A 10,812-nucleotide genomic window follows, 5' to 3' on the forward strand; every position below is an offset into this window, starting at 1 on the left:
CCGGCGACGCAGTCGTCGCGAATTCAGGACTCAGGAGACGTCGCCTTCGGCAACTGCTACGGGTTCCCGTTGCCCCCTGCGGCGTTTAGGCCGCTCGTTTTTCTGGTTTTAATTCAATGCCTTCTGTTTAATGACATTTTGTAAAAGTCATTGCAAGGTATGAAAACAATGAATGACGCACCACTTGCTCCCCATTCTGATGGGGATGAACCGGAGCTTAAGCGCAGTCTGTCCAACCGTCATATCCAACTGATTGCCATTGGCGGTGCTATCGGCACCGGTCTGTTTATGGGCTCAGGCAAGACCATCAGTTTGGCTGGCCCTGCGATCATCTTCGTCTACATGATCATCGGGTTTATGCTGTTTTTCGTCATGCGGGCCATGGGCGAGTTGCTGTTATCCAACCTCAACTACAAGTCTTTCATTGATTTCTCCACTGATCTGCTAGGCCCCATGGCCGGTTACTTTACGGGCTGGACCTACTGGTTCTGCTGGATCGTCACGGGTATTGCCGATGTCATTGCCATCTCCGGTTATACCCAGTTCTGGTTCCCCGACATTCCTTTGTGGATGCCGGCTATTGGCTGTGTGGCGGTGCTGCTGTCGCTCAACTTGCTGACCGTGAAAATGTTCGGCGAACTGGAATTCTGGTTCGCCATGATCAAAATCATCGCCATCTGCGGGCTGGTCTGCACCGGGCTGTATATGGTCGTGACGTCGTTCCAGTCACCGACCGGCAACACCGCATCGCTGAGCAACCTGTGGAATGACGGCGGTATGTTTCCCCATGGTCTGATGGGCTTCTTTGCCGGTTTCCAGATTGCCGTATTTGCGTTTGTCGGCATCGAACTGGTGGGCACTACCGCCGCCGAAACCAAAAACCCGGAACACAACTTGCCACGGGCGATCAATTCGATTCCGCTGCGCATCATCATTTTCTACGTGTGTGCGTTGATTGCGATTTTGGCCGTGACCCCTTGGCGCGACGTGGTGGCCAATAAAAGTCCTTTCGTTGAGTTGTTTATGCTGGCGGGTCTGCCAGCGGCGGCGGGCATCATCAATTTTGTCGTGCTGACTTCAGCGGCGTCCTCGGCCAACAGCGGCGTGTTTTCCACCAGCCGTATGCTTTTCGGGCTGGCGGTGGAGGGCGATGCCCCGCGTCAATTCAAGCATCTGTCCAAGCAGGCCGTGCCGTCCAACGGGTTGATTTTTTCCTGCATCTGCTTGTTGGCCGGTGCCCTGGTGATCTATCTGGTGCCCAACCTGATGGAAGCTTTCACCCTGATCACCACCGTCTCGGCCACCTTGTTTATGTTTGTGTGGACCATGATCCTGCTGTCCTACCTGGCGTATCGCAAAAAGAGCGATCACCTGCACCGCGCGTCGAAGTACAAAATGCCGGGTGGCAAGGTGATGGTCTGGGTTTGCCTGGGCTTTTTTGTGTTCATCCTGGCCTTGCTGGCGCTGGAAAATGACACCCGTGAGGCGCTGTACATGGTGCCGGTGTGGTTTGCGGTGCTGGGTCTGGCTTACCGTTCGGTGCGCAAGAGCAAGTTACAGGCCGACTCAGGGCGGTAATTGCCCGCAAGGCTAAATCCTCAGTGCGCTGATGCGTTTCCAAAGCAGGAAAGTTTTGGTCAATCTCATCAGCGTATTGAGGGTCCCGGGAATGTCAGTTGCCACCAGCCTTGTTGAAGATCAGCCGGTCAGGATCAGTCCGGCCGACACCCTGTATGAATTCGAAGAGTCCGCGCTGCTGGCCCGCCAGAGCCGTCAGGAGTCCAACGCCCGTAGCTACCCGCGCCGCATTCCGCTGGCGCTCAAGCGCGCTTCGGGTTTGTATGTCGAAGACGTGGAAGGCCGTCGTTTTATCGACTGCCTGGCTGGCGCCGGCACCCTGGCGCTGGGGCACAACCACCCGGTAGTGATCCAGGCGATCCAGCAGGTATTGGCGGACGGCTTGCCGCTGCACACCCTCGACCTGACCACGCCGGTCAAAGATCAATTCGTGCAGGACCTGTTTGGCCTGTTGCCCGAAGCGTTGGCTCGCGAAGCGAAAATCCAGTTCTGCGGCCCTACCGGCACCGACGCGGTGGAAGCGGCGCTAAAACTGGTGCGCACCGCCACCGGGCGTACCACCGTGGTGTCGTTTTCGGGCGGTTATCACGGCATGAGCCAAGGGGCCTTGAGCCTGATGGGCAGTCTGGGGCCGAAAAAACCCCTCGCCGCGTTGCTCAACAACGGCGTGCAGTTCATGCCATACCCCTACGATTACCGCTGCCCGTTCGGGCTGGGGGGCAAGGCGGGCGTGCAGGCCAACCTGCATTACCTTGAAACCCTGTTCACCGACCCGGAAGCGGGCGTGCAATTGCCCGCTGCGGTGATTGTAGAAGTGGTGCAGGGCGAGGGCGGTGTTATTCCGGCCGATCTGGATTGGCTGCGCGGCCTGCGCCGCATCACCGAACAGGCCGGTGTGGCCTTGATAGTCGATGAAATCCAGAGCGGTTTTTCCCGCACCGGCAAAATGTTTGCCTTTGAGCATGCGGGCATTATTCCTGACGTCGTGGTGTTGTCCAAAGCCATCGGCGGCAGCCTGCCGTTGGCGGTGGTGGTGTACCGCGAATGGCTCGATACCTGGTTGCCGGGCGCCCATGCCGGCACCTTCCGTGGCAATCAGATGGCGATGGCGGCGGGTTCTGCGGTGATGCGCTACCTCAAGGAACACAACGTAGCCGACCACGCGGCAGCCATGGGCGAGCGCCTGAGTGAGCACCTGCGCATCTTGCAGCGTGACTTCCCGCAATTGGGTGATATTCGCGGGCGCGGTTTGATGTTGGGTGTTGAGCTGGTCGATCCGGCGGGCACGCCTGACAGTCTGGGCCATCCACCGGTGTTTGCGGGTCTGGCGCCTTTGGTGCAACGCGAATGCCTTAAGCGCGGGCTGATTCTGGAGCTGGGCGGCCGACAGGGTGCCGTGGTGCGCTTCCTGCCGCCACTGATCATCACCGCAGGCGAAATCGACGAAGTTGCGGCCATTTTTGGCAACGCGCTGTCCGCGGCGCTTGCTCGCCTGTAATTCCGGGCCCCGGCCAAACGTTAGTTGTATATCCCTTTCTGCGACGGAGACCCGCACATGAGTTCAGTATTTGACCGCGACGACATCCTCTTTCAAGTGGTGGTTAACCACGAGGATCAATATTCGATCTGGCCGGATTACAAGGCCATTCCAGAAGGCTGGCGCGCGGTGGGCAAAAGTGGCCTGAAGGCTGAGTGCCTGGCCTATATCGAAGAAGTCTGGACGGACATGAGGCCGTTGAGCCTGCGTCAGAAGATGGATGCGGTGGTTGCGCATTAAGTGTTGGCCCTCACCCCAACCCTCTCCCGGAGGGAGAGGGGCCGATTTGCGTTAGTACATAAATCTGAGACTTCACCAAAATCAGTCCCCTCTCCCTCTGGGAGAGGGTTAGGGTGAGGGGCTTTTCAAGCTCAACCCTTATTCAACACCTTAACGATTGAATCAATCGTGCCCTGCAATTCAGCCACCGGATCTTCCCCCTCCGCGCCTACCACCACCAACTGAGCACCGCCCTCGGTAATCGCAGCCTTCACCTCAGCACTCGGCTCACGATGATCGAGCACCAACCCCACCTCATTGTCTTTCAGCGTCCGGGTCAACGCTTCAAGCGCCTGCGGCGTCCACGGCTCATCGCCTTTGTGTGCCACTTCAACCCGCTCCAGATTCAACCCGCCAATCAAATAATCCAGCCGATCTGACAAACTGACCACGCTCAGGTTATCGGCCTGAGCCAGACGCGCCTCACTGTCGGCCGTGAGCTTGAGCAAGCGTTGCTTGAGGGCCGCCAGATTGGCCTCGATTTTGGGTTTTGCATCCGGCGCCAAGCGCACCAGATCAGCCGCAATCACATCCGCCATGCGCCCCATATTGTTACTCGCCAGCCACGGCTGGCTGTTCAGGCCATCGCGGTTGGCGCCCGGCTGCACAGCGATACCCGGCAAGCTGCCGTCTACCGGGCGGGCGGCGTCGATTTCAACAATACGGATATTGCTGCGCCGCGCCATCGGATACAGCGGGTCGTCACTCCATAGCGAACGCACGCCTACCACCGCATCGGCGTTTTGCGCCAGCGTGTGCAGGGCGGGCGCGCCGCGACCGCTGAAATAGGCGCTCTGGCGGCTGCCCGGCAGGTTGGCCGGTACGGCACGTTGCAGCTTCACACCACTGTCTTTGAGCAGCAGGTCACTCAAGCCATAGGTAATCGGCAGGCTGGCGAGGAGGGTGGTTTCGCCCGCCTGCAACGGTGTGCTTAGCAGGCCGGTGATGGCCAGAGCGAGGGTCAACTTGCGCAGAGTGATCATTTATCCAATATTCCCTTTCAGGCTGGGCACCACGCCACGGGCGATGGCAGCAAAGGCGAAGGCGATACCCGCCATCAAAATGATTGCCGCACCGGACGGAATCGGCAGGTCGAAGACGATGGGCAGCAAGATCCCGCACAGGGTGCTGACCGTGGCGATGAGCACCGACAACCAGAAAAACCCCTTCAATGACTGACTGAGCAAACGGGCCGCCGCCGCGGGAATGACCAGCAACGCACCCACCAGAATCGCCCCGATGACCTTTACGGCGGCCACGGTAATCAGCGTGACCAGAATCACAAACAGATAGTCCAGAGTCTTTACCGCCACCCCGCGCACCGCCGCCAATTGCGGATTGAAACTGGCCAGCATGATGCGGTTGTACAGCGGCAGGCTCAGGCCCAGTACCAGTGCGCCGACAATCGCCAACACCAGCAAGTCGTTGCCGTTGACCGTCAACACCGAGCCAAACAGCACGTTTTCAAGGATGTGCACGTTGATCTTGCCCGCCAGAATCAGCAGCAGGCTGGCACCCAGCGCCAGCGACACCGACAGAAACACGCCGATCAAGGTGTCCGGCGCCAGGCCGGTGCGATTGCGCAGGTAATTGAGCAAGATGCCGAACAGCAGACAGTAACCAAACAGGCTGCCATAAGGCCCGGTGTAGGGTTCGCCCAGCAGGATGCCGATGGCCACGCCCGTCAGTGCGGCATGGCCCACGGCTTCGGAGAAAAACGCGAAGCGTTTGACCACCACCAGCGTGCCCAGCCCGCCCAGCACCGGGCCGATCATCACACCCGCGATCAGCGCGTTGACCACAAAGCCATAGGCCAGAATCTCGGGCAGATACCCGGCGCTGGCCCAGCCCTGAATCATCAAACGAAAGGCTTCATAACTCATGGGTAAACACCTGCGAGGGCCTTGGGATGGGTAGAGAACAGGCTGAGCAAACGCTCGGGGCTAAGGGTCTGCTCAGGTGAACCATCGAACAAGACTTTGCGGTTAAGCCCGGTGACGCGCTCGGCCAGACGTTTGACCGCCGCCAGATCATGCTCGATCCACACCACGGTCACGCCTGCGTTACGCCAGTCAGTCAACAAGCGCTCGAACACCTGTGCCCCGGCTTCATCCAGCGCCGACATGGGCTCATCCAGCACCAGCAATTGCGGGGCCGGGATCAGACCCTGGGCCAGCAGCACACGCTGGCGTTCACCGCCGGACAAAGCGCCCATGCGCCGCTTGCGCTTGTCTTGCATGCCCACGCGTTCCAATGCCTCGCCGATGGCCGGGGCCACCTTGCGTGACAAACCCATAAAGGCCGGGCGACGCTGGCACATGGCAGCCATAAAGTCGTCGACTGTCATCGGCAACCCGCGATCAAACTCCAGCGCTTGGGGCACATACCCGATCAGCCCGGGTTCGCCCGGCCAGTTCAGGCTCAAGCGGCCCTGATGGGGCATTTGCCCCAGCAGGGTCTTGATCAGTGAGCTTTTACCACCGCCGTTCGGGCCGACCAGCGCATGCACTGAGCCGGGGGCAATGCTGAAACTGACCTGATCCAGAATGAGCGTGCGCCCCAGCGTCAGCGTCACCTGATCGAACTCGACAGCGGGGCCGCAGGCTTTCACACACAGCGATTCGGCAGCGGTCATGCGCCGGACTCCTGAATCGCCTTGACCACGGTATTGAGGTTGTTGGTCATCTCTTTTTCGTATTTGTCGGCGCTGTAGTCGCCATAGGAGATATGCGACAGCGGGTACAACTTGACCCCTGATTCGCGCTGAATGGTCTCCACATAGGTCGAAGGGAAGTCCATCTCCGAAAAAATCACCTTCACATCCAGTGCGCGCAGCTGGTCGATGGTTTTTTTCAACTGGCTGGGGCTGGGTTCGATCCCGTGCGCCGGTTCCACCACTGCGGTGACTTCCAGACCGAACTCGCGCAACAGGTAGTCATACGCGGCGTGCACGGTGGCGACACGCAAGTCAGCGTTGGGAGCTTGAGTCAGCTTGGCCAGGGCGTCGGCGCGCATCTGACGTAGACGTTTGCCGTAGGCGCGGGCATTGGCGGTGTAGGTTTTGGCATTGGCCGGGTCAAGCTTGCCCAGTTCGCGGGCAATGTTGTTGACCTGGGCAATGGATGCGCTGATCGACAGAAAGGTGTGCGGGTTAACCACTTTGCCTGCGCCCCGGGCGGCGGTGCCGGTGGCGGCCAGCAGCGGCACATTCTGATTGGCTTCAATCACGGCAATATCAGGTTTTTCACTGGCTTCGATCATGCGGTCGGCAAAATCGTCATGGCCGACGCCATTGAGCACGATGACGTCCAGCGTACCGATGCGTTTGATGTCTTCTGCGCGCGGTTCGTAGGCATGCGGGTTAAAGCCTGCGGGAATCAGCGGCACCACTTCGGCCTTGTCGCCGACGATGTTTTTCACATAGCTGTAATAGGGGTGCAAGGTGATACCAATGCGCAGCGGCTTGGCCAGTGCTGCCGGGGTGTCGGCAAATGCGAGGGGGCAGAGGCAGGCGCAGAGCAGGGCGGCCAGCAACAGGGTGCGGCGGCGCACAACAGATGAAATCGACATGGCGAGCAGTCTTCTCTCAGGTCAAAAAAGGGGTTCAGTGCCGGTGCTGACGAGTCACTCCGGCATCGAATTGCGCGATCACTTGTTGCCAGCCGTGCTGGCTCAAGGCGGCATCGCTTAAATCAGCGGGCGGGCTAACGCCTGGTTGGCGATTGAGCCAGACGTCGGGCTGAGCGCCGAGGCGCATCAAAAAAGAACCCGCAACCTCAGGATTGGGGCTGATGCCCAGATAGGCCTGCTCGCCCAGCAACTGCCAGGCGTGATTGCCCCGGCTGATCGAACTGGCATCGCTGGCAAACGGCGCAAAACCCTCCTCGGCCAGTTGCACCGGGCTCGGCAGGATGTTCGACTCTTCACGCAGTAACTGGATTTCATCCAGCGTGACCCGCAGATCGGCGTAAATGCCTTGCTCGGCGGCGTTCAGGTCGCGGCGCGCATCCAGTTGATGGTCGGCCACTGACGTCACCTGCGCGGATTCATGGCGCCAGACCACAATTGACCCGGCGACGCACAGAATCAACAGGCATAACAGCAGCACATACAGGGTTTCATGCCCGGCACCGGCCGGGCGCACGACATGAGTACTCATGAGCCCTCGATATCGGCTTGGTCGATTTCAACGATATGGCCGGGGCCCGCATCGAACAGCACATAAAACTCGGCATCCGGGCGCTTGAAGGTCAGGCTGGAATCTGTGCCCAACTTGCCCGCCACCAGAATGGTTTCGTCGTAGCCGATCACATCCAGCGTCACCCCCGGCGCGCCGCTGCCATCTGAAAAGCCGCCGGAGCAACGGATCAAACCGCCGCCGATGTCCTTGCACTCACACATGGGGTTATGGGCCAGTGCGCCGGCGCTGAAACCGATCAATGCAATCATCCCGGCCGCTATGACAGGGGTTTTAAACAGGTGTGAACGCATTACTTGCCTCCTCGTTGAGCCAGCCAGGCGACCGTGGCCGGTGACGCCTGACTCAGGGGAATGGATGCCTGGTGCATGGAGCCGTCCCACCCTTCAAGGGTGATCCACAGTTCGGCGTCAGCCTGGGTGCGCTCCGGGATCGGCAAGGTGGCGCCAAGGCGATAGGGCGTGCCGAAGAAAATCACCCCGGCGGCTCGTAAACTGCGCGGCTTGCCGATGCGCAGATACGCGGCCTTGACCTGTTCGATACAGGTCTCACAGAGCGCGGCGTTAAAGCTTTTCATATAGCCGGCCGGGCCATCGGGGGTGGGCGCTTCGTTGCGCATTTCGGCCAGTTGCAGGCTCCAGGGGCCGACCTGCACGGTGCCGATGTCGCGCTCGCCCAGGCCGCTGTCGCCCCGAAATAACGAGGCATCGGCAAAGTACTTGGGCATAAAACCCAGCGGCACCAGCAGCAGCAGGATGTTGATGTGAAAGCGCCATTTGTGCCACAGCCGGCCCAGTCGGGAAGCGGGAGCTGCCGTCACTGCCTTGCTCATACATTGGCCTCTTCGGTGTGTTCGTGTCGGGCGGTGACCGTTTGTTTATGGACGAGCGGCTGTTTGTGGCTGCGCTTAAGCGCGTGAGCGGTGGCCAACGCCGTACGTTTGGTCCAGATCAGCAGGCCGCTGAGCACCATCATGCTCAGGATCAGGCCGAAGAAGAACCAGATCAGCTTGACCCACAACCCGCCAAAATCGCCGGTGTGCAGCGGCCGCATCGATTCGGTTACCAGCTCCAGCCCGGAGCGGTCGGCGATCATCCGCGAACCTTCAATGGCGCCGTTGTACGGGTTGATATCGGCAGTTTGGTACAGCAGCGGATACCAGCCGGGGCCGCCGATTTCGATATGGCCGTAGGCATTGCTCGGCAGGCTGACAAAACTGGCCTCAAGGCCGGGGATGTTCTGAGCCGCGATGTTCACGGCTTGATCGAGGCTGATCTGCGGTGCGGGTTTGCCGTCCGGCATGATCGGTACATCCTGACGGGCCACCACCGGCGGATTGCCTGCTGTGGAGATTGAAATCTGGTTGTCGAACAGGATGGCCTGAATCAAAAACCACAGGCCGGTGATGGAAATGACGGCGATGAACCAGATCGACCAGATACCGCACAGGCGGTGAAAGTCGCCCCAAAAAATCCGCGCGCCGTGTTTAAAGCGCAAGTTGGGTTTAAAAAAGCCTTTCCAGAATTTTTTGTAGACCACCAGCCCGGTAATCAGCGAGCCGAGTAAAGGCAGGCCCAGGAATGACACCAGGTACCAGCCCCAGCTATAGCCATTGGTAAACGGCACCAGCCACCAGCCGTGCAGGGCGCGGGTAAAAGCCTTGAAATCAAAGCTGGGGCTTTCGCCCTGAATCGCCCCGGTGTACGGGTTGATATACAGCGACGGCGAGCGGCCGTCCGGGTACACCACGTCGGCCACCAGCGCAAAATGCGATTCGTCGGGGCGGCTGATCGACTGCACCGCAAGCTTGGGCTCGGCCGCGTGAATCGCGCTGAGCACCTGATCATAGGTCAGCAAGGGGGCATCATCAGAGGGCTGCGTGGCACGGGCTTGCGGGGTGGCCAGCCAGACGATTTCCTGACTGACCACCGCCAGTGTGCCGGTCACACAGACAATCAAGACAAAGAACCAGATGGGCAGTGTCAGCCAGCTGTGCACCAGAAACCAAAGCTTTGAACGGGACTTTTTGGACATGGGGAACGGCAAACTCACGTCTGAGCGGGTGTCTAATCGCCAATGGGAAGCGATTGCTTATCCATGTAGGACGAATCAGACAGACAAAACCCGAAGACGGAGTTGTAAAGAAGTGTTTCCAGATACATTCATTCCAGCGAACGGCCCCGTTTCCAGTAGCCCATCAAGGTCAATCCTTTGCGGTCCAGCCCGAGATCATTGATAAAAAACGAGCGAATGGCCATGACGGCTGAGGATTCGCCGGCCACCCAGGCATAAAACTCGCTTTGCTTGGCGCTGGCCAGTTCCCAGGGGCGCTGGGTGTCCAGGTCCAGCACGTCGAGAGCGATGGCGCTGCGAATTTGCTCAGGTGTGGGAGGCAAGCTGGCCAGTTCGCGCGCGGCCATGATCATGCCCGCGCCGTGTGGCTGACTCAGGCTGGCACGTGGCATCCAGTGCACCTTGGTATTCAGGCCGCAGATCAAGGGCAGGCAGTCGGACTCTTCAGGCACTTCGATAAAGGCCTGCACCTGAGGCGCATCGGGCTGGCCGGCCAACTGCTGGAGAATTCCGGCGATGGCCGGCAACGCCGTTTCATCGCCGATCAACAGCACGTTGCGTACGCCCTGTGGGGGCAGCCATTCATAACCGCCTGGATCATCGCGATAAGCCGCGTTGGGCGCGACGATTTGCAGGCAGTCGCCCGGTGTGGCGTGAACTGCCCAGCGCGAGGCCGGGCCGGTTTCGCCGTGCAGGACAAAGTCGATGTCCAGCTCCCCGGTGTCGGGGCGCAGATCGCGAATCGTGTACGTGCGCATCGCCGGTGTCTGCTCGGGGCTCAAGCCACGGCGTGCGGCCTGCCAGTCGCCGTGTTTGGGCAACTGGGGTGGGGCGCCGCTGGCAGACGGGAAAAACAGCTTCACGCGCTGGTCAGGCGCCAACGTGCGCATGAGCGGCACATCCTTGCCGTTAAACACAAAGCGCGTCAGGGTAGGGCTCAAGGCAATACGTTGCTTGAGCTGAATGTCGAACAATTGATAACCGGAGGGTTTACTCAGGCGTTTGCGCAGGTGGTTGACCAGCGTGGCGGCGGCAGACATAAACAATACCTAAATAGGCAGGATTCACTTGGTATAACGAGAAGCCGAGGGCTGAATTTAAGGCGAACAAGAACACTCACGGGCGATCTCTGTAGCCGCTGCCGAGG

Annotated in this window: 12 protein-coding genes; 3 read left to right on the top strand and 9 right to left on the bottom strand. The window is 59.7% G+C overall.

Translation table 11 applies throughout. The features are described 5' to 3' along the window. Positions 1-168: 168 nt before the first annotated feature. The 3 genes from cycA (at position 169) to FJD38_RS17305 (ending at position 3,355) form a co-directional block, all read left to right on the top strand. Positions 169-1,578, top strand: a complete 1,410-nt coding sequence (gene cycA / locus FJD38_RS17295; protein ID WP_146386517.1) for a D-serine/D-alanine/glycine transporter — start codon at positions 169-171, stop codon at positions 1,576-1,578. 91 nt (positions 1,579-1,669) lie between these two features. Continuing rightward, complete coding sequence (locus FJD38_RS17300; protein ID WP_146386518.1) at positions 1,670-3,076, top strand: aspartate aminotransferase family protein; 1,407 nt, start codon at positions 1,670-1,672, stop codon at positions 3,074-3,076. Between the two features lie 57 nt (positions 3,077-3,133). Next, on the top strand, positions 3,134-3,355 hold the full coding sequence (locus tag FJD38_RS17305; RefSeq protein WP_122785654.1) for an MbtH family protein: 222 nt from the start codon (positions 3,134-3,136) through the stop codon (positions 3,353-3,355). Between the two features lie 131 nt (positions 3,356-3,486). On the opposite strand, the gene FJD38_RS17310 is transcribed toward FJD38_RS17305, so the two are convergent. The 9 genes from FJD38_RS17310 to FJD38_RS17350 all read right to left on the bottom strand — a co-directional run bounded on the left by FJD38_RS17310 (position 3,487) and on the right by FJD38_RS17350 (position 10,705). Further along, positions 3,487-4,377: a metal ABC transporter solute-binding protein, Zn/Mn family gene (locus FJD38_RS17310; RefSeq protein WP_146386520.1), complete on the bottom strand. Its 891-nt coding sequence runs from the start codon at positions 4,375-4,377 to the stop codon at positions 3,487-3,489. Continuing rightward, on the bottom strand, positions 4,378-5,277 hold the full coding sequence (locus FJD38_RS17315; protein ID WP_122785652.1) for a metal ABC transporter permease: 900 nt from the start codon (positions 5,275-5,277) through the stop codon (positions 4,378-4,380). Then, positions 5,274-6,029 carry a metal ABC transporter ATP-binding protein gene (locus FJD38_RS17320; RefSeq protein WP_146386522.1) on the bottom strand — a complete coding sequence of 252 codons (756 nt, stop codon included), beginning with the start codon at positions 6,027-6,029 and terminating at the stop codon, positions 5,274-5,276. The genes FJD38_RS17315 and FJD38_RS17320 overlap by 4 nt, the downstream gene beginning before the upstream one ends. After that, a complete protein-coding gene (locus FJD38_RS17325; protein ID WP_122785650.1) occupies positions 6,026-6,964 on the bottom strand; it encodes a metal ABC transporter substrate-binding protein in 939 nt (312 codons plus the stop codon). The genes FJD38_RS17320 and FJD38_RS17325 overlap by 4 nt, the downstream gene beginning before the upstream one ends. A 34-nt stretch (positions 6,965-6,998) precedes the next feature. Further along, on the bottom strand, positions 6,999-7,553 hold the full coding sequence (locus tag FJD38_RS17330) for a DUF6162 family protein (protein WP_146386524.1): 555 nt from the start codon (positions 7,551-7,553) through the stop codon (positions 6,999-7,001). Beyond that, the gene (locus FJD38_RS17335; protein ID WP_208727526.1) at positions 7,550-7,843 is read right to left on the bottom strand and encodes a hypothetical protein; all 294 of its coding nucleotides are present in this window, start codon (positions 7,841-7,843) and stop codon (positions 7,550-7,552) included. Before FJD38_RS17335 ends, FJD38_RS17330 begins: the two co-directional genes overlap by 4 nt. 41 nt (positions 7,844-7,884) lie before the next feature. Continuing rightward, complete coding sequence (locus FJD38_RS17340; protein WP_146386528.1) at positions 7,885-8,424, bottom strand: thiamine pyrophosphate-binding protein; 540 nt, start codon at positions 8,422-8,424, stop codon at positions 7,885-7,887. After that, positions 8,421-9,626: a PepSY-associated TM helix domain-containing protein gene (locus FJD38_RS17345; RefSeq protein ID WP_146386530.1), complete on the bottom strand. Its 1,206-nt coding sequence runs from the start codon at positions 9,624-9,626 to the stop codon at positions 8,421-8,423. Before FJD38_RS17345 ends, FJD38_RS17340 begins: the two co-directional genes overlap by 4 nt. A 128-nt stretch (positions 9,627-9,754) precedes the next feature. Beyond that, positions 9,755-10,705 carry a siderophore-interacting protein gene (locus tag FJD38_RS17350; protein WP_146386532.1) on the bottom strand — a complete coding sequence of 317 codons (951 nt, stop codon included), beginning with the start codon at positions 10,703-10,705 and terminating at the stop codon, positions 9,755-9,757. Positions 10,706-10,812 lie beyond the last annotated feature (107 nt).

Source organism: Pseudomonas saxonica (genome assembly GCF_007858365.1).
In the GTDB taxonomy this organism is placed as follows: Bacteria; Pseudomonadota; Gammaproteobacteria; order Pseudomonadales; family Pseudomonadaceae; genus Aquipseudomonas; species Aquipseudomonas saxonica.